Origin of the sequence: Natronosporangium hydrolyticum (genome assembly GCF_016925615.1) — a bacterium.
GTDB classification, from domain to species: Bacteria; Actinomycetota; Actinomycetes; order Mycobacteriales; family Micromonosporaceae; genus Natronosporangium; species Natronosporangium hydrolyticum.
Map to the genome: position 1 here is coordinate 754,537 of NZ_CP070499.1, position 23,334 is coordinate 777,870.

Consider the following 23,334-nt stretch of genomic DNA (forward strand, 5'->3'; position numbering starts at 1 on the left):
GCGTCGCTCCCCGCTCCTCGAGCGGAACGGCCCTCCGAATGGAGCTGTCTCCGTGACCGATCGATACTCCGACAGTTACTCCGGCTACGCATCGTCAGCGGACACACTGAATGGGTTGCTGGACAACTTCGTAGATCGGGTACCAGAGGTGGAGTGCGCGGCGGCGGTCTCCGCGGACGGGTTGGTACTGGCCGCTTCCCGCAACCTTCCCCGGGACTCCTGCGACCAGCTTGCAGCCATCGCCTCCGGGCTGGTTAGCCTGCTCACCGGTGCCGCACGCTTTTTCCGCGCCGGCCATGTAGTGTCTAACGTCACCGAGTTGGACGGTGGGTTCATGTTCTCTATGTCGGTCAGTTCCGGGGCTTCGCTGCTCGCGCTCGCCTCCCGCTCCTGTGATCTGGGCCTCGTCGGTCAGGAGCTGGCGGATCTCATCAACCGGGTAGAGCCTACGTTGACCGTTTGTAGCAGGTCGGATTTCCTCAATAACGCAGGGTCGGTGAGCTGATGACAGCCGGCACAGGCGGATCGTCGTACGGGCGGTCCCAATCTCCACAGCAACCGGTGAAGATCGTCATCGCCGGTGGCTTCGGCGTCGGTAAGACGACGATGGTCGCCTCGGTCTCCGAGATCCCCCCGGTCTCCACCGAGGCGCAGATGACCGCGGCGAGCGTGGGCGCCGACGACACCACCCTGGTGCCGGAGAAGGGCGGCAGCACGGTCGCGATGGACTTCGGTCGGATCACCATCGACGACGAGGTCGTGCTGTATCTGTTCGGTACACCGGGGCAGCGTCGATTCTGGTTCATGTGGGATTCGTTGTGTCGCGGTGCGCTCGGGGCGGCGGTGCTGGTCGACGTGCGCCGGTTGGAAGACTCGTTCGGGCCGATCGACTACTTTGAGCAACACCGGATGCCGTACGTGGTCGTGATCAACGAGTTCGAGGGTGCGCCCTCGTACTCGAGCGAGCAGATCCGCGACGCGCTCGCGCTGGAGCCGTCGACGCCGGTGCTGCGCTGCGACGCGCGGGTGCGACCCGGCGCGAAGCAGGTGTTGATCGCGTTGGTGGAGCACGTTCTGGGTTTGGCTAATTCCGGTCGCTCCGACTCCGCCCCGGTTTACGCTCGGCCGTAACGGGAATCTAACGGCCAGTGATTAACCGTGTGATTGGGGGGCGACGGTGGTCAAGCGGCTGCATGAGATGGGAGTCCGGTCAGAGCACGCATACGTCGCGGGGGTGGTGAGTATCGGGCTCGCTCTGGCGTCCTGGTTCGCCTCTCGCCGCGGCGAGAACGCGGGGCTGGACCGGGCCGACCGGTGGGGCATCTTCGTGGGCGAGTGGGCGCCGACCTTCTTCGCTCTCGGCAATGGCCTGCGCACCTACGAGAAAGACTGAGACCACCGGCACGGGGGCGCCGCAGCGGTCAGCGCTGCCGGGCCCCCTCGGTGAGCCGGTACGGGTCCACCTCGCGATGCGGGAACCTCCGCAGGTATTCATCCTCAAGTTCGAGCATTCGCTCGTCGTGATGGATGAGCGCCTGGTCGGAGCCGTGCCGCAAGGTGTCGTGCCGGGTGCGGTGGACCGAGCTGAGCTCGCGCAGTAGGTCGTCGTCGTTGAGTTCGTCCGGGGGCACCCCGGTCACTTCGGCGGCCTGCGCCAGCCGGGCCTCCTCGGCTGTGCTGGTCTCTCGAGCCGCCCGGGCGTACGCCGCTTCAAGCGAGGCCGATTCCTCACGCATAGCTGGGTGCTACCCACCGTCGGCGGTCGCTAATCGTCCGCGGCCGGGGCAGGTTTCGCCGGGAACACCGCCGGGAAAGCCGGCTACGGGGGGAGAACGCCATGTTGACCGTGCGTCGCAAGGACGAGATCTTCGAGAAGGATGGCGGCTGGTTTCGCGCCCGCTGGCACTTTTCGTTCGACGAGTACCGGGATCCGGAGCAGGACGGGGTCGGTGCGTTGCGGGTCTTCAACGACGACCAGATTGTCGGTGGGGCGGCGTGGCCGATGCACCCGCACCGGGACGTGGAGTCGTTGACCTACATCGCCCGCGGGCGCTTCGAGCACGCCGATTCGCTGGGCAACGGTGGACAGCTCCACGAGGGCGCCGCACAGGTGATGGACTTCGGGCACGAGGGGGCGCTGCACTCCGAGCGGAACGCGTCCGAGGACGATCCGGTGCGCTTCATCCAGTTCTGGATCCTGCCCAGCGACCCGGAGCTCCGATCGGGGGTGCAGCAACGGCAGTACACCGCGCAGGACCGGCGAAACCGGTGGTTGCAGATCATGGGTCCGGTCGGGGAGGAAGGGCTTGATCTGTCGCAGAACGCCCGGGTCTTCGTGGCTCAGCTGCCGGCGGGGCGCAGCCTCGATCATGTGCTGGCGCCGGGGCGGGGAGCCTACCTTTACTTGATCGAGGGCGCGGGGGTCTTCGACGACGAGGAGGACGTGTTCGCCGGCGACGCGGCGAAGGTTACCGGCGCGCACGAGCTGACCGTCGAGGCGACCGAGGACGCCGAGCTGATCCTGATCGACGTCCCGCTCGATTTCCAACCAGTCGGAGTCTGGGCCACCCCAAACAGCTGATCATGGACCTTGGGTGCATGATCAGCGGGTTTTTCCGCCCCTATTCACATGATCGACCGTGCAATTTCTGAATTCGATCTCGCCGTGCGCCATAACCCTTGATGGTCCCGGCCATGGCTCCTCGCCGACACGATGCTCCGAGCCAGCGACGTCCCCCGAGGCATGGTTCGGAACCGGGGTCGAGCTGCGTTCGCATTCCCACGTGACGGTGGGTCGGCGGTTGCGGAAGGCGGAGACCGTCAGCCTGGGAGCGGCGCGTGGGGACCCCGCAGCCGTACGCCTCAACCGTTGATCGAGAGGCAGTGGCGGGAGAGATGAAAGAGCCGCGCACGTGGAGCGAGATCCAATGACACGTGCGCGGCCGCACCGGCATCAACAGGAGCCGGATTACTCCCTCCGCCGATGTCAACAGCCTAGGCAGCGCCACTCGGCGCGGCAACGATCCAGCGAGATCAAGTTGACGAACCGGCCCGCTGCCACCCAGAGGCCTTGACAGCTCGATGCTTGTCGATCTATTATCACAGCTTCATAATATGGAGTTCTCACCTCGAGGCTCCGGTCCGCGTTTCTGCGGCTGACCTCGGGGTGGGTGCGGATTCGCTCCCTCCGAGGTCCCTATGACAAGGAGGAAGATTGAGCGAGATCCGTGACGGCAACGTCGCCGATGGGGATCCGGGCAAAGATCGGCTATTGTCCAGGGTTGTGAGTGGAGTTGACAGCATCGTCGACTGGGTCTCGAAGACTCACGAGAAACTGCGTCCGCTCTGCTGGACGGTGACGATCATGCTAGTGGTTACTCGGGGCGGGGAAGCTGCCGAGCTCCTGCTGAAGGTGAGAGCCGCCGTGCGCGGTTAACCTCAGGGCCAAGGTCCGACTGCGGTCGGACCTTTGGTCAGTGCGGGGCAGTCTGACAAATTTGCATTGACGCCTCTCGAAGCTCAGGGCATTATGGATTGAGCCGGTACTAACCTGAGGTGGCCTATGTGGCGCAGCGACGGCATCCCCGCAGATCGGCCCAGTCCGCCTTCGGCGACTTCTTGGCCCCCGGGCAGCTTCATCCCGCCGGCGCCGCGCGCCGGTGACGATCGTGCCCCGGTTGCCCGACCTCGCCCCGGCGGCGGTGTTGACGCCACGACCGTCGGGACACTCGTCGCGGCGGCGGGTTGGCTCCTGCTCAGCGGCACGCTCCTCGGTGGTGTGGGCGCACTGCTGGCGGTGCTGTTGGAGCGTCCGGTGGTGGGGTTGGCAGTCGTTGCGATCTGGGGGGTCTCGGGGGCGGCGATGGTGACCGTACCGGGGCAGTGGCTGCTCACCTGGTTGGCCCGCTGCCGCACGCCGACGCCGGAGGAGCAGGGCCGGCTGGCGGCGGCGTGGCGGGAGGTGACCGAGGCAGCGGGTGTCGACCCTGGACGTTACCGGCTGTGGGTCCAGTCATCGGATCGGTTGAACGCCTTCGCCGCCGCCGGCAGGGTGGTGGCGGTCACCAGTCATGCGGTGGCGGTGCTGCCGCACCGGCAGCTGGCGGCGGTACTCGCCCACGAACTGGGCCATCATCTCGCCGGGCACGCCTGGAGCCGCGCGCTGTGCTACTGGTACGCGTTGCCGGCGCGGCTGGTGCTCGCGTTCCTTCGGGTTTGGGCCAGGACAGTGCTGCGGCTCGCAGCCGGTGGCGATGGCGCCCGGCTGCTCGCGGTCGTACTCGGGATAGCCGCTGCGCTCCTGGTCATGACCACGACTGCACTGTTGCTCATGCTCGTCGCTGGAGTCCCGGGCTGGCTGCTGCCGGTGGTGGCGATGGCGCCGTTCCTGGTGCTGGCCGGCCGCCGCGTCGGCGGCGCCGAGCGACGGGCGGATGAGATCGCGGTGGTCCTCGGCTATGGGGCCGAACTGTTGGCCGCATTGGCCGATTCGGCGCCCGCCAATCAGGAGGCGAGTCGCTGGCGCGTAGCGACGCCGCAGCAGTCCGCGATCGCGGCACGTCGCCGCCGGTTGGCGCAGCGGCTCGGGGCGCGAGGGTGAGGCGAGGGGGAGGCGAGGGTGAGGCGATGACCTGGCTACGAGGAGGCTCCGGGCGTCGCGGTACCGGGACGCCGTGGAGTTTCCTGCATAGCGAGTACCCAGCGGCCGCGAGCACGCTCGACCAGCTGCTGGCGCATCGAGCGCTCTCCGACGTTGATGTCGCGCGGATCGGCAGACTACTGACGCACGCGCAGGCGGATCCCGCTCGGATCAGCGCGGCGGCGGCCGAGGTGATGACGGCCGGGGCGGCCGCCGGGCTGCACCGTTCAGCCCAGCATGACCTGCCGGGCGAGCGGCTTGCCCAGCACAATCTGGAGTACGGTCAGGTCCGGCTGGGGCGGGTGGTGCCCACCGCGGCTGGTGGGTTCGGGGCGACTCGCGATTTCGGTATCGACCGGGATGTACTCCGAACCTCGCTGCTGGTGGTGGGGCCGCCCGGCTCCGGAAAGACCCGGAGCTTCGGGCTGCCGGTCGTCGAGCATCTGGTCCTCACCGCGTTGACGAACCAGGCCAGTGTGCTGGTGGTGGACCCGAAGGGTGACGACTTCGCGTATGCAGGCTGGTTCGATGTCACGCTCGACCCGCTGGCGCCGACCGCCGGGCTGAGCCTCTACGGCGGCTCCCCGGCGCCCGAGGTCGCGGCTGATCGGCTCGCCAGCGCCTTGTTGCCACCGACGACATCTGACGATGTCGCCTACTTCATGGATGCCTCCCGCAACGCTCTGTACGCGTGCCTGGCGCCGTTTCGGCTGGCCTTCGACCGGTGGCCGACCGTACGGGAACTGTTGGCGTTGCTGCGCGTGGAGCAGGGCACAGTGGACAAAGTTCGAGCTGCCTTGAAGGGCCGGGACAGCGGCGAGAGCCGTCGGCTGCTGGCCAGCCGCGCCGCCCAACGGGACGCCCGGCTGGATCCGGCCGCATCGATGATCGAACGGCTCGGCCTGCTGGACCGCCCTCGGCTGGTGCAGCTCCTTGACCACCAGCAACCCCGGTTTGAGATGGCGCAGCTGAACTCCCCGGTCCGGGTGCGGGTGGCGCTGCCGGAGTCGGAGTACCCGGACGCCTCGCGGATCTTGGCGCGGTTGCTGGTCTCCCAGTTCGTTCAGCTCACGTCGGCCGCGAACACCAACCGGTCGATCTTCAAGGGCCTGGTTATCGACGAGGCCGGCCGGTTTGTGGACGACTATGTGGCCCGCGGCGTGCAGAAACTGCGATCGAACAACGCCGGCCTGGTGTTGATTGCCCAGACCCTCAGCGACTTCCCTGGCCATGTCCGGGGGACCGTACTCGGGTCAGTGGGGTGCAAGGCGGTATTCGGTGGGGTCGACCCCGCCGACGCCGCGGTGTTCTCCCGATGGTTCGGCGACCACTGGGTCGACGAGGTTACCCATGGTCAGCAGCGTTCCTACAGCCACAGCGAGTCGCGGCAGGGTGAGCAGGAGGGCTACCGCCTGGGCGACAGCGTCAGCACGCGGCGGGTGGAGCGGCCGCGCTGGAGCGTCTCGGAGATCGTGAGCGGGCTGCCGGCGGGGCACTGCGTGGTGGCGCTGAGCCGCTCCACCGGCGAACGGAGCCCGCCGTTCCTGGTCGACCTGCGCGGCTGAGGACGGCCCAGCGGCGCGCGGTGGGCCGTCCTGTCCGGGGGGAGGGCTCAGCCGGCGCGCGGTGGGTCGCACCGCTCGCGCCGCGTCCTGGTGCGGCACCATGAAGGGGTGGAAGACGTGGTGTCCGCAGCCGCGGACCGGTTGTACGCGGTGCCGCCGCGCCGATTCGTAGCGGAGCGGACCGCGGCGGCGGCGACCGCCCGAGCCAGCGGCGACCGGGCCGCGGCCTCCGCCATCACCAAGCTGCGCCGGCCCACGGTGGCGGCGTGGTTGGTGAACCTGCTGGCGCTGCGCCGCCCCGAGCTGGTCGACGGGCTGGTGGAGCTGGCCGAGTCGCTGCGGGGGGCGCAGCGCAGGTTGGACGGCGCCGCTCTGCGGGAGCTGGCCGGTCAGCGCCGCGCGGCGGTCAGCGCCCTGGTGTCCGAGGCGCGCACCCTGGCGGTGGCCGCCGACCGGGAGTCGGCGGCCGGCGCGTTGCCGTTGGGTGAGGTGGAGACGACGCTGCACGCGGCGTTGGCCGAGCCGGCCGTGGCCGAGCAGGTGCGCTCCGGTCGGCTGTTGAAGGGGGTGGCGCCGACCGGGTTCGGTGCGGCGGCCCCGCGGTTACGGCTGGTCACCGGCGCCGGGGCGGAGGAGCCACCCTCGGACGAGCCACGTTCGGACGAGCCGCCCTCGGGCGGGTCGGCGGCGGAGTCGAGCACCGTCCGCCGGGAGCGGGCCGAGGCGGCGTTGGGCGCGGCGCGGGCGGCCGCGTCGCAGGCCGAGGCGGCGCTGGCCGCGCGGCTGGCAGAGCAGCAGGCGGCCCAGACGGCGGTGGCGGAGCTCGACGCCGCGCTGGCGGAGCTCACCGCCCGCCGGCAGCGAGCTGCCGAGCAGCTGACCGACGCCGAGGCGGCGGTCTTCGTCGCCCGGCGCGAGGAGGCAGACGCCCGGCAGCGGGTCGCCGCCGCGGCGGCGGAGCTGACCGGGCCGGACTAGACCCGCGGGCCGGAACTGTCCTGGTCCCCGGGCAGAATGGTGGTGTGCTGGAGAGCTCTGCCCGGTTGCTGCGGCTGCTGTCGTTGCTGCAGAGCCGCCGGGACTGGTCCGGCCCCGAGTTGGCGCAGCGGCTGTCGGTGGATGTGCGCACGGTGCGGCGCGACGTGGACAAGCTCCGGCGGCTGGGCTATCCGATCGACGCGACCGCCGGGGTGGCGGGTGGCTACCGGTTGGGCGCGGGCGCCGCCCTGCCGCCGCTGCTGCTCGACGACGAGGAGGCGGTGGCGGTCGCGGTGGGGCTGCGGACCGCGGCCAACGGCACGGTCGCCGGCATGGCCGAGACTTCGGTACGGGCACTGGCCAAATTGGAGCAGGTGCTGCCGGTGCGGCTGCGGCAGCGAGTGGCCGCGGTGCAATCGGTGACGGTGCCGATGGCTAGTGGCGGACCGTTGGTGCCGGCCGAGGTGCTGACCGCTGTCGCCGCGGCGTGCCGGGATGAGCAGCAGCTCCGGTTCGATTACCGGAGCTTCGGCGATACCGAGTCGGTTCGCAATGTGGAGCCGTACCGGTTGGTCCACACCGGGCGACGGTGGTATCTGCTGGCGTGGGATCTAGACCGCGACGATTGGCGGACCTTCCGGCTGGATCGGCTGCGACCTTGGACTCCGCCGGGGCCCAGGTTCGCTCCGCGGGAGCTGCCCGCCGCCGATCTGGCCGCCTTCATGTCCCACCAAGTGTCCACTGCGGTCTATCAGCTGCGGGCTACGATCACTGTGCAGGCTTCGGTGGCGGAGGTCACCGAGCGGGTTCCCCCGACGGTCGGAGTGGTGGAGCCGATCGACTCAGCGAGCTGCCGGCTGACGCTCGGGGCCAGTCATGTCGACACCCTCGTCTTGCACTTGGGCTTGTTGGACTTCGAGTTCCGGGTAGAGGACCCGCCCGAGTTGGCGCAGCGGGTCCGGGAACTCTCCGAACGGTTGCGTCGGGCCGCGTAACCGGCCAGCCGGTGGGTCACCGACTGGCCGGTGTGCCGCCGCGGCGGGCTCACCCGGCGGTGGCCCACCGCCGTCCTACTGGGGTTGTTCGGCGAGCGCGAACTGCACGCTGCCCTGGTCATCGACGGTGGCGTCGAGGGCCTTGTCGTCGAGCAGCAGCGCGGCGTCCCCGTCGAGGAACAGCCGGGCGCCGGACTCGTCGACGACCTGGTCCCCCTCGTGTGGGCCGGCCGAGACGCTCAGCTGCAGCGCCCCCGCCGAAGCGTCGGTGGCGATGCGCAGGCCAGCGCCGTCCGGTACGTCCGGCTGAGTGGTCAGCGAACGGATCGCGGCGGCGGCATTGTCAGTCACTGTAAGCATGGCGGATTGCTCCTCCGGTTGCGATTGATGGCACGGGACCCTCCAACCCCTGATACCCACTGCGGCACGTGGCTACGCAAGTCAGTGGGCAGGTTGTGGATCCGTTCTGGGCACGGCCGAACCACCACTGGTGGCCAGTGCCCGCGACGGCAAAGAACTCCTCTCGGCACGTCGACCCGAACTCGGCACGCGTGGCCTCACAGCCCACACGTGTCTAGTCGACGCGCACGCGTTGACAGCCGTACCGTCCCACCCTGCCTGCTCGGCCCGGCCTGCGTCAAGCCGACATGCGACCACAAGCCGACAGTCGTCGCGGGGTGGTCAGATCCACGTGTCCAACCACATTCGGGCCTGCCAGCTCTCGTAAGGAATGAGCTGGGCGGAGTAGACCGGATAGAAGTACGCGAAGGTAAGCGCGACCAGGATTACGTACCCGCCCACCAGTACCGCCCCGAACGTGCGACGGTCCACTCCCAGAATCGTGCCGGTGTCACCGGTCGAACGTGGCCGGGCCGACGACATCACCGCACCCAACACATAGACCACGGCGAGCACCAGGAACGGTTGTGCGGGCAGGGCGTAGAAGTAGAACATCACCCGGTCGTCGAAGAGGAACCATGGTCCGATCCCCGCCGCCACGCCGAGCAGGATCGCCCCTGCCCGCCAGTCCCGGCGCGCCACCCCGAGCCAGACCAACGCCGCCAACGCCGGCAGGAATGACCACCACAGCAGCGGCGTACCCAGTAGCAGCACCGCCGAGGCACAGTGCTCCGCGCCGCAGCCACCCTGATCGGAGTAGTGGAAGGCGATCGGGCGCGCCAACAACAGCCACTGCCACGCCGGCGACTCGTACGGGTGAGTAGCGTCGAGGCCAGAGTGGAACGTCAACGCCTGGGCGTGATACTCGTAGAGGTTGCGCAGCGCCGCGACCACCCGCGCCGGCCACGGCTCGCCCTGCGCGTCGACCGGCGCGTGCCGGTAGAAGCCGTGATCACTGGTGAACCAGCCGATCCAGGTCGCCAGATACACCACCGGTATGAGGACCGTCGCGGCGACGAAACCGCGCCACTGCCCGGCGACGGTGTCCCGCCACGGCCGGCGTACCCCGGCGGTACGTCGGGCCGAAACCTCCCACCACAGCGCGAGCCCCAGGAAGACCGGGATGAACGCGACTGCGCTCCACTTCACCGCCAGCGCGCAGCCGAGCAGGGCACCGGCCGCCAGCCGCCACCACGGCACCCCGAACCCGGGCCGGTCCCGGCCCGCCGCCAGCGCCGCCAGCCACCGGGAGCGGCGCTGATCCCGGTCCAGCAGCAGCGCCCCGAACCCAGCCACGACGAAGAGCAGCAGGAAGATGTCGAGCAGCGCGGTCCGCGACATCACCACATGCATGCCGTCCAGCGCGACCAGCAGGCCGGCGGCGGCCCCGAGCATGGTGGAGCCGAACAGTCGCCGGGCGATCCGGGCCACCAGCAGCACCGAGATGATTCCGGCGAGCGCGGCGGCGATCCGCCAGCCGAACGGGGTGTAGCCGAAAGCCCACTCGCCCAGTCCGATCAGCCACTTACCCAGCGGCGGATGGACCACGAAGGCGGGCCCGTCGCCGAGCACCGGGGCGCCGTCGACCGGGTTGGCCCCACCCTCGGCGACCTCCCACTCCACGCCGTACTGCACCAGTGCCCAGGCGTTCGGGGCATAGTAGGTCTCGTCGAAGACGATATGGCCGGGGCGGCTCAGATCGACCAGCCGCACGATCGCGGCGATCGTGGTGACCACCGCGGCGACCACCCACGACCAGGGATCGTGCGGCGGGACCAGTGGGGTCAGCCGCCGCTGGGTGATCTCCGGCACCGGTTCATCCGCCGGGCTCGGCCCCGCCTCGGTCGCCACCGTACTCACCGGTGCATCGTAGGCCGTCAGTCGCCCCCGTGGTGACGGCGCGTACCCGATCGTTAGCCGGGCTGCTGGTCAGCGGCGGGGGCGAGCGCCGGCACGAGTTCGGAGACCGGGGCGCCCGACCGGGGCGGCACCAGCGCCGCCACCGGGGTGGTGATCCCCGCCGCGGCGTATCGTCGCAGGTGCGCGCGGCACTGCTCCGGCGAACCGTGCACCACTAGCTCGTCCACCACCTGGTCTGGGATCGCCGCGACCGCGCCGCGCCGGTCGCCGGCGGCCCACTTCTCCCACAGCGGCGCGAGCAGTTCGCCGCGCCCTAGCCACTCGTGGAACTTCCGGTACACCCCGACGGTCAGGTAGCCGGCGAGCAGCGGCCGGGCCGTGTCCCGGGCCCGGACCGGGTCGTCGTCGACCACCACGAAGATCCGGGCGACGATCTCCCGCGCGGCGCCGGTCGGCGCGGCGGCGTGGACCTGACCGGCGACCGTGGCCACGTCATCGACGCTGAGCCAGTTCAGGATCGCCCCGTCGGCCTCCCGGCCGGCCAGCTTCAACATGCCCGGCCGCAGCGCCGCGACCAGCAGCGCCGGCGGGGTGGCCGGCACCAACTGGAGCCGGAAACCGGAGACCTCAAAGCTCTCGTACCGTTGCGTGACCTTCTCGCCGGTGAGCGCGGTACGCAGGAAGCGGACCGTGTCGCGGACCCGGGCGTACGGCTGCTCGAAGGGGAGGCCGTTCCACCCGCTGACGATCACCTCAGTGGAGGTGCCGAGCCCGATCGCGACCCGGCCCGGGGCCGCGTCGGCGAGCGCGGCGCAGCTCTGCGCCAGCGTCGCGGCACCGCGGGTGAAGGCCGGGACGATCGCGGTGCCGAGCCGGAGCTGCGGTGCCCACGCACTGGCGAGCGCGAGCGGGGTGAAGGCGTCGGCGCCGCCGGCCTCAGCCGACCACACCCCGGTGTAGCCGAGCTCGGGCAGCGCCGCGACCAGCTCTCGGTGGTCGGCCAACGAGACATCGGGGAGCGGGAGGGTGATGCCGTAGGTCATACGGCGGTATGTTACCAGTCAGTAGCCAGTTTGGGAGGTGTGCGCGGGATGGTGACATTGACCGGCTCGGTGGCGGTGGTGACCGGCGGCGGCAGCGGCATCGGGGCGGCGTTGGCCCGGCGGTTCGCGGCGGCCGGCGCCGCCACGGTGGTGGTCGCCGACCGCGACCCGGCCGCAGCGGCCACGGTCGCCGCCGAGTTGCCCGGCGCCGGGGCGCCGCTGGCGTTGGACGTCGCCGACGAGGCGGCGGTCGCCGCCGCCGTCGACCAGCTCGAGTCGGAGGTCGGCCCGATCGACCTGTGGTGCTCGAACGCCGGCGTGGCCGGCTCGGAGGGGCTGGGCGACGACGCGGACTGGCAGCGGTGCTGGTCGCTGCACGTGCACGCGCACGTGCTGGCGGCGCGCCATGTGCTTCCCCGGATGCTCGCCCGCGACCGCGGCCATCTACTGGTCACCGCCTCAGCCGCCGGCCTACTGACCGAGCCGGACAGCGCCCCGTACGCGGTGACCAAGCACGCCAGCGTCGCCCTCGCCGAGTGGCTGGCGATCCAGCACGGCGGTGCCGGCGTGAGCTTCTCCTGCCTGTGCCCGCAGGCGGTGCGGACCCCGATGGTCGCCGGCCTGCCCGACACCTCCGGAACCCTCGCCGCGGGCGAGATCATCTCACCGGAGCAGGTGGCCGACTCGGTCATGGCCGCCCTGGCCGAGCAGCGGTTTCTGATCCTGCCGCACCCGGAGGTGGCCGCGTACGAGCAGCGTCGGGCGGCGCAACGGGAACGCTGGCTGGCCGGTATGCGTAAGGTCCGGGCCCGGCTGCGCCGGCCCCCGGAGCAACCCGCCCCGCCGCGCCGGTAACCGGAGTGCGCCCTGGCGGGGGTAGTCACTACGCTTGGGCTCCATGGCCCACGTTCTAGCTGCCGTCGCCTGGCCGTACGCCAACGGCCCGCGACACATCGGTCACGTCTCCGGCTTCGGGGTGCCCTCCGACGTCTTCGCTCGCTATCAGCGAATGGCCGGTAACGATGTGCTGATGGTCTCCGGCACCGACGAACACGGCACGCCGATCCTGGTGCAGGCCGAGCAGGAGGGCGCCAGCGCCCGGGAGCTGGCCGACCGGTACAACCGGGTGATCGTGGAGGACCTGGCGGCGCTGGGGCTGTCATACGACCTGTTCACCCGGACCACCACCGGCAACCACTACGCGGTGGCGCAGGAGCTCTTCGCCACCCTGCACCGCAACGGCTACATGGTGGAGCGCAAGACCCACGGGGCGATCTCGCCGTCCACCGGGCGGACGCTGCCCGACCGCTACATCGAGGGCACCTGCCCGCTCTGCGGCTACGACGGGGCCCGCGGCGACCAGTGCGACAACTGCGGCAACCAGCTCGATCCGACCGATCTGATCAACCCTCGGTCCCGGGTCAACGGGGAGGTGCCGAAGTTCATCGAAACCGAGCATTTCTTCCTGGATCTGCCCGCGCTGGGGGAGGCGTTGGGCGACTGGCTGCGCGGCCGCGCCGACTGGCGGCCGAACGTGCTGAAATTCTCGCTGAACCTGCTCGACGACCTGAAGCCACGGGCGATGACCCGCGACATCGACTGGGGCGTGCCGGTGCCGCTGCCAGGGTGGCGGGAGAACCCCAACAAGCGGCTGTACGTGTGGTTCGACGCGGTCATCGGCTATCTTTCGGCGTCGATCGAGTGGGCCCGCCGTTCCGGGGACCCGGAGGCGTGGCGCCGGTGGTGGTCGGACCCGGCCGCCCGGCAGTACTACTTCATGGGCAAGGACAACATCACCTTCCACTCCCAGATCTGGCCGGCGGAGCTGCTCGGCTACAACGGCCAGGGCGCCCGCGGCGGCGAGCCGGGCCGGTTCGGTGAGCTGCACCTGCCGACCGAGGTGGTCTCCAGCGAGTTCCTCACCATGGAGGGGGCGAAGTTCTCCTCGTCGCGGCGAGTAGTCATCTACGTCCGCGACTTCCTGGCCCGCTACGACCCGGACGCGCTGCGCTACTTCATCGCCGTCGCCGGCCCCGAAAACAACGACACCGACTTCACCTGGTCGGAGTTCCTCCGCCGGAACAACGACGAGCTGGTCGCCGGCTGGGGCAACCTGGTCAACCGGTCGATCTCGATGGCGGCGAAAAATTTCGGCTCGGTGCCGGAGGTCGGTGCGGCCGGTCTCACCGACGCCGACCAGCGGCTGCTCGCGACCGCCCGGGAGGGTTTCGGCACGGTCGGCGGGCTGATCGAGCGGCACCGGCAGAAGGCCGCGATCACCGAGGCGATGCAGGTGGTGGGCGAGGCCAACAAGTACCTCTCCGACCAGGCACCCTGGAAGCTCAAGGAGACCGACCGGCAGCGGATGGGCACCGTGCTCAATGTCGCGCTGCAGGTGGTGAACGACTGCAACGCGATGCTCTCGCCCTTCCTGCCCCACTCCGCCCAGAAGGTGTACGAGCAGCTGGGCGGGGCCGGCCGGTTTGCGCCGATGCCGGAGATCCAGGAGGTCGAGGACCTCGACGGCGGCGCCGGCTATCCGGTCCTCGCCGGCGACTACCAGACCGGCGCTTCGTGGGCTCCCCAGTCGCTGCCGCCCGGTCGCGAGTTGGCGCCCCCGAAGCCGGTCTTCAAGAAGCTGGATGCGGGCATCGTCGACGAGGAGCTGGCCCGGCTGGCCGGCGATCAGTAACCCGCCGCCCAGCCGGCGCCGGCCTTGCGGGACCGGCGCCGGGGAGGCCGGTCAGTCTTCGCAGATGCGGGTGGGGTTACCCGGTATTGGGATGCTGTAGACACTCCACGGGTAGCTCGGGCCGGTATGCGGGCCCGCTGGTTCTTCCGGCTCGGCCGGAAGTTGTTGGAGCGCGAGCACGTTGTTCATCAGTTCACCTCCCTAGTTGTTGTCGAAATGAACAGCTGGCCGGTCGGACCGGCCAGGATCCGGTGGAGCGCCAGCAGTACGCCGGCTGCGCCCGTACCTAGGTCGCAGCTGAATCGCAGTCGACCGGAGCCGAGTACCCGGCTACGTCCGGCGGGGCCGGGGGCGGCATAGGCGACCAGTCCGGCGGCCAGCCGCTGCGCGGTCGCCCCCGCCGAAGGGTCGCTGGCGCCCGCGAGGTCGGCGTGTTCGGCGTGGGCGAAGACGAGACCGGCCAGTCCAAGGTAGAGTCCGGACTCGACGGTAACCGGCTGGTGTGCGCCGGCCAGCACAGCCGCGCTGGCGGTGGCGAGTCGCTCGTCGGTGTCGTCGGCGTGGCGGTAGCGGGTCAGCACCAGGGCCACCCCGGCCGAGCCGATCCCAAGGTAGGGCATCATGCGTGGGGTGGCGTCGTCGTCGGGGAACATGAGATGGCCGCGGATCTCGACCCCGCGACCGAGTTCGTCCACGAGTAGCTGGCGTCCGACTTCGAGGTAGTGCTTCGCATCGGTGGCGCGCCAAAGCTGGTGCAGGAAGAGCGCCATGCCCGAACGTCCGTTGAGGAGTCCGGTGGGGTTGTCCGGCCCGAGGAGTTCAGCCGCTTCCGCCATGACCAGCTGGTCGCCCAATTCGACGGCCTGAGCCAGCAGCGCGGCCTCGCCGGTTCGGGCATGCAGCGTCAACAGTGCGGTTCCGACCCCGGCGCTGCCGCCGCTCCACGAGCCGGCGGTACGGGTGAGGTGGTGCGTGCGGGCGGCCTCCACTAGGGTGAGTGCCTCGTCGAGCTGGCCATACTCGCCCAGCACGGCGGCGATCCCGGCGAGGCCGTAGTGGAGCCCCGGTGGGAACTCTGCCCGCCGGGCAAGCGCTTCGGACCGGAACCGGGCGACGCTACGCGGGTCGGCGGGTAGCCCGGCGTGGTGCAGAGCGTGGAGGACGCCGGCGGCCCCGTGCGCGAGGTTCCAGGTGTTGGTGGTGTACCCCTCGGGGACGGTCGGCCAGATCCGGTCCGGGTCGTCGGGCGCTGCGGTGGCGACCAGTTCGCGTCCGATCGCGTCCCGCAGTCGACGTAGGTGGCGAATCGGGTCGGCGGCGAGCTCTACCGGGGCGGGTGTGACCGGGGCGCCGCCGGCGTTGCCACCGGGGGTGGGAAGGTGCCGGGTGGCGAGCTGCCAGAGCGACGGGGGCACCGGGTGTCGCCGGTTCAGGTGGGCTGCCAGGTGGGCCACGGCGGCCGGGTTGCGGACCAGCTGCTGGTGTACTGGTGCCAGCATGGTCAGCGCAACCGCGCTCAGACCGTAGTCGTCGGCCCCGGTTCCTGCCCTGGCGTGGGGGTCGGGCGGCAGGTAGCCGGGTGCGCCGAGGTCGATCGGCGGCTGGTCCAGTCGGTTGCACGACTCGAAGTCGATCAGGCGTACCTGGCCGTCGTCGGTGATCAGGACGTTGCGCGGGTTGACGTCGCCGAACCGGTAGCCGAGCTCGTGCAGCCGCTGTAGCGCCCGGTTCAGCTGGGCGAGGTAGTCGAGACAGGCGTGGAAGTACGACTCGAACTCGGCCGGGCTGCCCTCCTGCAGGTACGGGTTGCGGCGGGCGGCGTAGCCGAACAGTGAGCTACCCGGCACCAGTTCGGTGACGAGAAAGTCATGCTCCCACTCCCGGAACAGTTCGATCGGCTCCGGAGCCAGGCCGGGGGCGCGGGTGTGGAGGTCGCCGAGCACCCGGTGCTCGCGGTGGAGCCGCTGCGACGCGGTGCTGCCGTCCCAGTGGAAGCCGGTGTGCGCCCGGGCCTCTTTCAGGAAGACGGGCCGGCCGCTGGCGGCTACGGCTCGGTAAGCCCCGCCGGCGTTGCTCTGTGCCAGCGCGGCGGTCGCCCGGTAGCCACCGATCATCACGCCGCCGTCGGTCTGCGCCGGTGCCGGGGCTTTGGCGAGGAACGGGTCGGTGACTCCCTCGGGCAGCATGAACTGGTGGCTGCGGAGGTCCTCCACCCATTGGCCGGAGCCGTTGGTGAGCAGTGGCACCGCGCGACCATCGAGCGTGACTCGGGTCCGGGCCTGGAAGGCTCCGTACCGGTAGTGCACTGTGCGGGAGTCGCCGAACCGTCGGTCGCTGAGGATATACGGGCCCGGTTCGTCGACCAGCGCCCCGGCGAGCTCTGTCAACAGCTGCCGGGCCGCGGACTCAGTTGCTGGGTAGAGGGTGCAGAACTTTCCGGCCTGGGACCGGACGCCGTGCTTGTGTCCCATGAGTAGAAACGCGAACTCGCTGGCCAGGTGCTTGAACGAGACGGTGGCGGTAGCACAGGCGGCGGTCACGCTGTCGAGGACTCGGGAGGCGCCGGGGAGCGTGGCCGAGACGTGGATCTTCCATCCCTGCGCCGGCAGCGGCGGACCGGAGGGCGGCTCCCAGCTCAGCCAGACGTCGTGCCGGCTGCTCCGCCAGCCAACCGGCGGGCTGCTGGGGCGCAGCGGTCGGCTGTTGTCCTGGTGTCGGTGGCGGGGTTCGTAGTAGTCAGGATCGGCCAAGGTATATGAGACCGTGGTCAAATCCACGATGAGCGCCGTGGTCGGGAATGCACGAGGGACCTCCCAGGATGGAAAGGCGCCCCCGTCCCACCTATTCGGAACTCTCCGGAGTCATCCTATTCCGCTGCGCCCACCTTAGGCAAGGTGTCACCTCCGAGCGCCGCCCCGTGTCCGGGTTGACCGATTTCGGGCCATGAACTAGATTTAGATCCCTAGATGCCACGTCGGTGGTGTCGCGGGAGCGTCCGGGGATCCGCTGACGTCGGGGCGCGCAGGTGCGCCAGCGGGAGGCCGCAGCTCACACCCGCCTACTCTCCTGAGTTGGGAGTTCCACATGCGACCCCATATCGCCGGCTGGCGTACGCCACTGGCTCTCCTCCTGTCGTTGGCGCTCACCGCCACGCTGATCGGTCCGGCGGTGGGGGCGCCGGGGGCCGCCGACGCCGCGCTGACCGTCGGCTCGGTGGCGGCGGCGCAGCTGTGGATCTCCTATGACGACGGTGGGAGCTGGTCGCCACAGTCGGTGCAGCCGTCGGGCGAAGGCAGCTTCCACACCAACCTGCCTACTCCGCCGTTGGATCACTCTGGGTTCGGGTCGATCCGGGTGGTCGCGAGTGACGTCGAGGGGAACCAGATCGACCAGGAGGTGATCCGCGCCTGGCGGGTTCCGGCGCCGTGACCTGGATAAACCCCGACTATGCGGATTCTGAATCGCCGGTGGTTAGCGTCGTCCTCGTCAATGCGAGACGAGGGGGTGTCACCATGTCGTTCTTGAGCGTGCTGCCGGGGGTGGTCGGTGCGGCCGGGAGCCGTACCGCCATGACCGCTGGGGACTGGTCTGGTTGGGCGCAGCACAGCGAAACCATGCTGCGCAACGCGGGTGGCGGCTGCCGATCGGGCAAACTCAGCTCCGCCTTCGACAGCTACCTGGCCCAGCTACGGCCGTGCCTGCAGAACCAGGCGGTACGGGCGAGCGCGCTGGGTGGCAACGCGGCTAGTGCGGCGAGCGCCGTGGACCAGGCGGACGGCGACAGCTCAGGGGTGCTCGGCGGCCAGGTCGGGAACCTGGTGTCGCAGGCCTCGGTGCTGGCGCGGCAGATCAACTTCGGCTGACCGCCGCCGAGGGAAGCGGAGGACCTGTCGTCATGGAACCCTTTGAGAAGCACCAGGCGGACGTCGGCGAGCTGCACGCGGCCAGCTCCGGCCTGCTCGCCGACGCCTCGCAGGCCGGCGACAACGTGTCGCTGACCACCCACGCATATCAGCCGGTGATCGACGACTGGCAGGGGCTCGGTGCGGGCGAGGCGCAGGGGGCGCCGCAGCCGCTGCGGGCCGGCGCCGACCAGGCCAGCACGTCCCTGGCGTGGGCGGCGGTGGTGACCGAGTTCTGGGCCGGCAAGGTGGAGACCTTCAACTCTGAAGTGGACAAAATTGTCGAACGGTACGAGAGCCAGGGGCCTCGCTACGGGGTGACCGGTGACGACCCGGATGACGACGAGATCGAGCAGGCCCGCCTGGATGCGCTCGCCAAGGCGCGTGAGCAGTGGTGGGAGGCGTACAACACGCACATCCTCGACGGCGAGGACCAGGCCGCCGCCATGCTCGCCGACGGCCCCACCGAGGCGAACCTGTCGGTGGCGAAACGGTTCTTTGATGGAATGGACTGGTTCACCCGGAACATCGGTCCGGCGATGCCGTGGATCATGTCGGAGCTCTTCTTCGGCGGCAGATGGGCGCATCACAGGTGGTGGACGCGGCATTACCTGATCTGGGCACAACGGTACGTGGACGGACGCTGGGCTGGCGGTGTTCCGGATGCCAAAGGGGCGGCGCGGCTGGTAACGACCGCCCTCCGAGAGAGCGGCCATGGTCAGCGGATGCGGCAGATGGCGACCTGGGCCTCCCGCTTGAGCTTGGTCACCGCCGGCGGGGCCGCCGCCGGATTCCAGTGGTACGACGATCGGAACACCGGATACACCACCGAATACCGGGTAGCGCGCGCCGGTATCGCCGGTGGGATGACGGCTGGCTTCGCCGCCGCGGGTGGGCTGCTCGGCGCCGCGGCGGGCGCCGGCCTTGGCCCGAAAGGGGTGGTAGTTGGCTCGGTGGTCGGGAGCACGCTCGGCGGCATCGCGGGTGGTTGGGCGTCCGACCGTGCGATCGACAGCCTCGATTATGTCATCGACCACGCGGCCGGTTCGGCGCCCGGCTCCTCAGGCGGTGTCAGGGACGGTGCCGCCGCATACGTCGGTGCCGCCGCCGGCAACCTTACCGAGCTGAGCAACCTTGGCCGGTGGGCGGTTCCCGGCAGCAGCGGGACGCCCGAGGCGGACCCGACGCAGGTACGCGACGACGTGACGAACTGGTTGGCGGGGCGCTAGATGAGAGGGGACGCAACTGTGCATGCAGCGAAGGCCGAGGAGATGGTCCAATACAAACACCCGCGGGCGGGTTTCTCGGTGCCCGTCCCCCGCGAATGGGAGCGCGCAGTAGATACTGCGGAAGTGCCGCTGATCGTGGCGGCACCACCTGATCCGCCCTGGCGGTTCCGGGCGAACCTGATTGTCACCGTCGACCAGCTCGGGCCAGAGGTGACGGTTGCCGCGCGGCACGCGGCGAACATCGAAGGGCTGCATCGGGCGCTTACGCGGTTTCGTCTGCTTGATCAGGAGGAGAGTCGGCTGCGGGGGTGCCCACTGCTCCGGACCCTCGGTCATCATGCGGCGGAGGCAGGAGCGGTGACGTTCGAACAATGGATCTACATTGGTGAGGAGCACTGCTTCGCGCTGACCGCCTCGGTAGGCACATTGGAATATCCCGCCTATCGCGAGATATTCGCCGCGATGGTTTACGAGTTCCGGCTTCCGCAGGAGGTTTCGTGACAGTCTCATTTGACCCGGTCAATGGGCGGCTACGGCTAGACGATGTAAGCTTCGCAGTTCTTAGGGACCTGGTTCGTCAAGACTCCACCGAGCAGCTGGACGGGCATCACCTTGCCGAGCTACGTGACAGCGGTGTGGTGCGCGGCTGCATACCGCATCCTTCTCTGGCGTACGGGCTTGACGCGGTGGCCGTGCCCGTGTGCCGGCTCACGTTGCGAGTCGACACCCCGGAGACGGATGTACTGCGCACCCGGCACGTGGCTGGCTGGTTGGGCCGGGACGCGATGGCGGTGCTTCGGGACGACGACGACGGTCTCCGGGAGTTTCGGACACAACCAGTGACGCTCTTGCCAGAGCTGGTCGCCACCGAGACCGAGTTCGGGCCGCGACCGCGACCGCCGGAGCTGTTCTTCGCCGTGCCGGCGGATGTGTGGGAGGAGCTGGTCACCACGGTCAACGGCAGGGCTGAGCGGGAGCAGGCGATGCTGCGGTTTGTCGATGCCGCGGCCGAGGCCGGCCCGGCGGCGGCCGATGCGGCCCGGCGGCTGGTGACGAGCCTAAGGCGGCGGTGGGAGGTGGCGGTGCGCTGGCGGCCGGCGCCCGGCGCGGTAGGTGAACGGTCGCTGCAGGTAGTCGACGCGCAGGTCGGCCTGTGGCGGGTGACAACGGGCCCCGGTGCGGTCACCCTTTCGGCGACCACCCCGACCGTGGTCTGGCAGGAGATCATCGGTCTGCTCCCGCAGGACGACGAGCTTGCGGCGCCCGAATCGGAGCCCGCCCGGGCTGGCTCCGCTGCTGCGGGCGGCGGCCTGGAATCATGGCAGGGTGAGTGGAGCGGACGCGGATGAACGGCGGCAGCGGGCGGCGGGGCGGGGCGAGCACGAGGCGCCGCCGGCCCCGGAGCCGTTGCCGTTGCCGGTGGTGGACAGCCACACCCACCTGGACCTGGTGAGCGACGCCGGTGGCGGCGATCCGGCGGCGCAGCTCGCCGCCGCCGCCGCGGTGGGGGTGGACCGGGTGGTCCAGGTCGGCGTCGACTTGCCGTCGTCCCGGTGGGCCAGCCAGCTCGCCGCCGAGCACCCGCAGGTGCTCGCCACGGTCGGGGTGCACCCGAACGAAGCGCCCCGGCTCGGCGACGGGCTCGACGAGGCGCTGCGGGAGGTGGAGCGGCTGGCCGCGGCACCGCGGGTGCGGGGGGTCGGGGAGACCGGCCTGGACACGTTCCGGACCGGCCCGGAGGGGGCTGCGGCGCAGGAGGCCAGCTTCCGGGGCCATATCGCGATCGCGAAGCGGTTCGGCAAAGCCTTGATCATTCACGATCGGGAGGCGCACGCCGAGGTGCTGCGGGTGCTCGACGACGAGGGCGCCCCCGACCGGGTGGTGATGCACTGCTTCTCGGGCGACGCTGAGTTCGCCGACGAGTGTCTCCGGCGCGGGTTCGTGCTCAGCTTCGCCGGCACCGTGACCTTCCGTAACGCCAGGTCGCTGCGGGAGGCGGCGCGTCGTTGCCCGCCGGACCGGTTGCTGGTGGAGACCGATGCGCCGTACCTCACTCCGCACCCGTACCGAGGGCGCCGGAACGGGCCGTATCTGATCCCGGTGACCGTCCGCGGGTTGGCCGAGGCGCGGGGAGTGGAGCTGGCCCCGTTGTGTAGGGCGATCAGCGACACCGGGGAGTGGGTCTTCGGTGGCTGGGGCGGGGCGTGACCGGGTTGTTGGGCCCGGCGCAGCTGCGGGAGCTCGCGGACCGGCTGGGGGTGCGGCCGACCAAGCAGCGGGGGCAGAACTTCGTGGTCGACGCCAACACCATCCGGCGGATCGTCACCGCCGCCGGGTTGGATCCGGCCGATGTGGTACTGGAGGTCGGTCCGGGTTTGGGTTCGTTGACGCTGGGGTTGCTTCCGGCCTGTCGCCACGTCCACACGGTGGAGGTCGACCCGGTGCTGGCCGCCGCCCTGCCGGAGACGGTGCACGGCTGGGCCCCGGAGTACGCTGACCGGTTCACCGGCCACCTGGCGGACGCGTTGACGCTGTCCGAGCTGCCGGAACCGGCCCCGACCGCGCTGGTGGCGAACCTGCCGTACAACGTGGCGGTGCCGGTGGTGCTGCATCTGCTGGCGGTGGTGCCGACACTGCGGCACGGCCTGGTGATGGTGCAGCAGGAGGTGGCGGACCGGTTGACCGCCGGTCCGGGTTCCCGGGTGTATGGGGTGCCGTCGGCGAAGCTCGCCTGGTATGCGCAGGCGCGGCCGGCGGGCCGGGTGCCCCGGACAGTCTTCTGGCCGGCGCCGAACGTCGACTCCGGGCTGGTGGCCTTTGCCCGGCGGGAGCCCCCGGCCGGTCCGGCCCGGACGGCGGTCTTCGCGGTGGTCGACGCTGCGTTCGGGCAGCGGCGCAAGATGCTGCGAACGGCGCTGGCGGGCTGGGCCGGCGGCGCCGCGCGGGCGGAGGCGCTGCTCGACATCGCGGGGGTGCCTGCGCAGGCGCGGGCCGAGTCGCTCACCATAGAGCAGTTCGCGGCGATCGCCGCCGCGGCCACTACCGCCGCCGAGGGGACGACCCAGTGACCAGGCCGTTGTGGGCAGACGACGAGTATGACCAGCCGAAGCCGGCCGGCACCGGCGCGGTGCGGGTCCGGGTTCCCGCGAAGGTGAACCTGCACCTCGGGGTGGGCGAGGTTCGGCCCGACAACTATCACGAACTCCAGACCGTCTACCATGCGATCTCGCTCTTCGACGAGGTGACGGCCCGGCCGGGGGACACGTTGGCCCTCACTATGGCCGGTGAGGGCGCCGGTGAGCTGGCCCTGGACGATTCGAACCTGGTGCTGCGGGCGGCCCGGGCGCTGGCGGAGCACGCCGACGTGCCGGCCCACGCGCGGCTGCACCTGCGCAAACAGATCCCGCTGGCGGGTGGCTTGGCCGGCGGCAGCGCCGACGCCGCGGCCACCCTGGTGGCCTGCGACGCGCTGTGGGACCTCGGGTTGTCGCGGGAGGAGCTGGCCGGGTTGGCGGCCGGGCTCGGCGCCGACGTGCCGTTCCTGATCTACGGCGGCACGGCGCTCGGGATCGGCCGGGGTGAGCAGGTGAGTCCGGTGCTGGCCCGGCCGGGGGTGTGGCACTGGGTGGTGGGGTTCCACGATGGTGGCCTGGCCACCCCCGAGGTTTACCAGGAGCTGGACCGGTTGCGGGCGGCGGACGCGGCGCCGGCGCCATTGCCGGAGCCGGCGGGGCTGTTGGCGGCGCTGCGGCAGCGGGACCCGGAAGTGCTCGGTGCGGCGCTCGGCAACGACCTGGCGGCGGCGGCCCGGTCGCTGCGGCCGGAGCTGTCGGCGGTGCTCGCCGCGGGGGAGGCGGCCGGGGCGTTGGCCGGGTTGATCTCTGGCTCGGGCCCGACCTGTGTCTTCCTCGCCCGGCACGCCGAACACGCCGCCGAGGTGGCGGCGGCGTTGACCGGTGCGGAGGTATGCCGGGCGGTGCGGACCTGTCACGGGCCGGTGCCGGGCGCCCGGGTGCAGCACTGAGTGGCCGG

The 23,334-nt window shown here is 70.5% G+C and carries 24 protein-coding genes; 19 read left to right on the top strand and 5 right to left on the bottom strand.

Features of this window, described 5'->3' with window-relative positions:
• The first annotated feature begins 52 nt into the window (after positions 1-52).
• Genes JQS43_RS03430 through JQS43_RS03440 form a run of 3 tightly spaced genes read left to right on the top strand, consistent with a single transcriptional unit; the run spans position 53 to position 1,393 of the window.
• Positions 53-505 carry a roadblock/LC7 domain-containing protein gene (locus JQS43_RS03430; protein ID WP_420847644.1) on the top strand — a complete coding sequence of 151 codons (453 nt, stop codon included), beginning with the start codon at positions 53-55 and terminating at the stop codon, positions 503-505.
• Positions 505-1,131, top strand: coding sequence for a GTP-binding protein (locus tag JQS43_RS03435; RefSeq protein WP_420847645.1), 627 nt, complete (start codon positions 505-507; stop codon positions 1,129-1,131). Before JQS43_RS03430 ends, JQS43_RS03435 begins: the two co-directional genes overlap by 1 nt.
• Before the next feature lie 46 nt (positions 1,132-1,177).
• Positions 1,178-1,393: a hypothetical protein gene (locus JQS43_RS03440; RefSeq protein ID WP_239677605.1), complete on the top strand. Its 216-nt coding sequence runs from the start codon at positions 1,178-1,180 to the stop codon at positions 1,391-1,393.
• Between the two features lie 28 nt (positions 1,394-1,421).
• On the opposite strand, the gene JQS43_RS03445 is transcribed toward JQS43_RS03440, so the two are convergent.
• Positions 1,422-1,736 carry a DUF6158 family protein gene (locus JQS43_RS03445; RefSeq protein ID WP_239677606.1) on the bottom strand — a complete coding sequence of 105 codons (315 nt, stop codon included), beginning with the start codon at positions 1,734-1,736 and terminating at the stop codon, positions 1,422-1,424.
• A gap of 101 nt (positions 1,737-1,837) precedes the next feature.
• Here JQS43_RS03445 and JQS43_RS03450 point away from each other — a divergent pair, with 101 nt between their 5' ends.
• From JQS43_RS03450 to JQS43_RS03475, 6 genes are all read left to right on the top strand, one after another.
• Positions 1,838-2,581, top strand: a complete 744-nt coding sequence (locus tag JQS43_RS03450; RefSeq protein ID WP_239677607.1) for a pirin family protein — start codon at positions 1,838-1,840, stop codon at positions 2,579-2,581.
• Between the two features lie 633 nt (positions 2,582-3,214).
• Positions 3,215-3,436 (top strand): hypothetical protein, encoded by a 222-nt coding sequence (locus tag JQS43_RS03455; protein ID WP_239677608.1) that lies wholly within the window; start codon positions 3,215-3,217, stop codon positions 3,434-3,436.
• 126 nt (positions 3,437-3,562) lie between these two features.
• A complete protein-coding gene (locus JQS43_RS03460; protein WP_239677609.1) occupies positions 3,563-4,600 on the top strand; it encodes a M48 family metalloprotease in 1,038 nt (345 codons plus the stop codon).
• Positions 4,601-4,626: 26 nt separating this feature from the next.
• Positions 4,627-6,204, top strand: coding sequence for a type IV secretory system conjugative DNA transfer family protein (locus JQS43_RS03465; RefSeq protein ID WP_239677610.1), 1,578 nt, complete (start codon positions 4,627-4,629; stop codon positions 6,202-6,204).
• A 108-nt stretch (positions 6,205-6,312) separates the two neighbouring features.
• A complete protein-coding gene (locus JQS43_RS03470) occupies positions 6,313-7,182 on the top strand; it encodes a hypothetical protein (protein WP_239677611.1) in 870 nt (289 codons plus the stop codon).
• Between the two features lie 44 nt (positions 7,183-7,226).
• Positions 7,227-8,177, top strand: coding sequence for a helix-turn-helix transcriptional regulator (locus JQS43_RS03475; RefSeq protein WP_239677612.1), 951 nt, complete (start codon positions 7,227-7,229; stop codon positions 8,175-8,177).
• Between the two features lie 75 nt (positions 8,178-8,252).
• On the opposite strand, the gene JQS43_RS03480 is transcribed toward JQS43_RS03475, so the two are convergent.
• From JQS43_RS03480 to JQS43_RS03490, 3 genes are all read right to left on the bottom strand, one after another.
• Positions 8,253-8,537 (bottom strand): adhesin, encoded by a 285-nt coding sequence (locus tag JQS43_RS03480; RefSeq protein WP_239677613.1) that lies wholly within the window; start codon positions 8,535-8,537, stop codon positions 8,253-8,255.
• A gap of 321 nt (positions 8,538-8,858) precedes the next feature.
• Positions 8,859-10,436, bottom strand: coding sequence for a dolichyl-phosphate-mannose--protein mannosyltransferase (locus JQS43_RS03485; RefSeq protein ID WP_420847646.1), 1,578 nt, complete (start codon positions 10,434-10,436; stop codon positions 8,859-8,861).
• A gap of 53 nt (positions 10,437-10,489) precedes the next feature.
• Positions 10,490-11,479: an LLM class F420-dependent oxidoreductase gene (locus JQS43_RS03490; RefSeq protein WP_239677614.1), complete on the bottom strand. Its 990-nt coding sequence runs from the start codon at positions 11,477-11,479 to the stop codon at positions 10,490-10,492.
• Between the two features lie 51 nt (positions 11,480-11,530).
• Between JQS43_RS03490 and JQS43_RS03495 the strand changes: the two genes are divergently transcribed.
• Complete coding sequence (locus JQS43_RS03495) at positions 11,531-12,334, top strand: SDR family oxidoreductase (protein WP_239679295.1); 804 nt, start codon at positions 11,531-11,533, stop codon at positions 12,332-12,334.
• Between the two features lie 43 nt (positions 12,335-12,377).
• Entirely contained in the window at positions 12,378-14,171 is a 1,794-nt protein-coding gene (gene metG / locus JQS43_RS03500) for a methionine--tRNA ligase (RefSeq protein WP_239677615.1), read from the top strand.
• Between the two features lie 188 nt (positions 14,172-14,359).
• Here the strand turns inward: metG and lanKC are convergent, their stop codons facing one another.
• Positions 14,360-16,948: a class III lanthionine synthetase LanKC gene (lanKC, locus tag JQS43_RS03505; protein ID WP_239677616.1), complete on the bottom strand. Its 2,589-nt coding sequence runs from the start codon at positions 16,946-16,948 to the stop codon at positions 14,360-14,362.
• Positions 16,949-17,255: 307 nt separating this feature from the next.
• Between lanKC and JQS43_RS03510 the strand changes: the two genes are divergently transcribed.
• From JQS43_RS03510 to JQS43_RS03545, 8 genes are all read left to right on the top strand, one after another.
• Entirely contained in the window at positions 17,256-17,600 is a 345-nt protein-coding gene (locus tag JQS43_RS03510; RefSeq protein ID WP_239677617.1) for a hypothetical protein, read from the top strand.
• 83 nt (positions 17,601-17,683) lie between these two features.
• The gene (locus tag JQS43_RS03515) at positions 17,684-18,034 is read left to right on the top strand and encodes a hypothetical protein (protein WP_239677618.1); all 351 of its coding nucleotides are present in this window, start codon (positions 17,684-17,686) and stop codon (positions 18,032-18,034) included.
• A 32-nt stretch (positions 18,035-18,066) separates the two neighbouring features.
• On the top strand, positions 18,067-19,302 hold the full coding sequence (locus JQS43_RS03520) for a hypothetical protein (protein ID WP_239677619.1): 1,236 nt from the start codon (positions 18,067-18,069) through the stop codon (positions 19,300-19,302).
• A gap of 18 nt (positions 19,303-19,320) precedes the next feature.
• The gene (locus JQS43_RS03525; protein WP_239677620.1) at positions 19,321-19,803 is read left to right on the top strand and encodes a hypothetical protein; all 483 of its coding nucleotides are present in this window, start codon (positions 19,321-19,323) and stop codon (positions 19,801-19,803) included.
• Positions 19,800-20,651: an ESX secretion-associated protein EspG gene (locus JQS43_RS03530; RefSeq protein ID WP_239677621.1), complete on the top strand. Its 852-nt coding sequence runs from the start codon at positions 19,800-19,802 to the stop codon at positions 20,649-20,651. Before JQS43_RS03525 ends, JQS43_RS03530 begins: the two co-directional genes overlap by 4 nt.
• Positions 20,629-21,510: a TatD family hydrolase gene (locus tag JQS43_RS03535; protein WP_239677622.1), complete on the top strand. Its 882-nt coding sequence runs from the start codon at positions 20,629-20,631 to the stop codon at positions 21,508-21,510. The genes JQS43_RS03530 and JQS43_RS03535 overlap by 23 nt, the downstream gene beginning before the upstream one ends.
• Positions 21,507-22,370 carry a 16S rRNA (adenine(1518)-N(6)/adenine(1519)-N(6))-dimethyltransferase RsmA gene (gene rsmA / locus JQS43_RS03540; RefSeq protein ID WP_239677623.1) on the top strand — a complete coding sequence of 288 codons (864 nt, stop codon included), beginning with the start codon at positions 21,507-21,509 and terminating at the stop codon, positions 22,368-22,370. Before JQS43_RS03535 ends, rsmA begins: the two co-directional genes overlap by 4 nt.
• 8 nt (positions 22,371-22,378) lie before the next feature.
• A complete protein-coding gene (locus JQS43_RS03545; RefSeq protein WP_239679296.1) occupies positions 22,379-23,326 on the top strand; it encodes a 4-(cytidine 5'-diphospho)-2-C-methyl-D-erythritol kinase in 948 nt (315 codons plus the stop codon).
• Positions 23,327-23,334 lie beyond the last annotated feature (8 nt).